1 protein-coding gene is annotated in these 212 nt (G+C 60.4%); it reads left to right on the top strand.

Going from position 1 to position 212, the window contains the following annotated elements:
- Positions 1–212 (top strand): M10 family metallopeptidase C-terminal domain-containing protein (locus tag LB462_RS31085; RefSeq protein ID WP_224515976.1); only part of this gene is annotated, 212 nt, incomplete at both ends.

Below are 212 nucleotides of genomic sequence, written 5' to 3'. Positions count from 1 at the left end.
ACAGTCGACCTCGGAACGGGCTTTGCGGGCCGGGGAAGTGCATCGAGCAGTCAATCGGGCAACGACACACTATGGAATGTCGAGAACGTCGTGACCGGTTCCGGCAACGATACGATCACTGCAAGCAGCGCAGTCAATGTCATCGACGGCGGCGCAGGCAATGACACCTTCCGCTTCCTCTCCGCAGGGGATGCGGACGGAGATACGATCGC

It is taken from the genome of Phyllobacterium chamaecytisi, assembly GCF_020164455.1.
Classification (GTDB): Bacteria; Pseudomonadota; Alphaproteobacteria; order Rhizobiales; family Rhizobiaceae; genus Phyllobacterium; species Phyllobacterium chamaecytisi.
The sequence above is the reverse complement of the archived record's forward strand: the minus strand, read 5'-3'. Positions and strand labels throughout refer to the sequence as shown.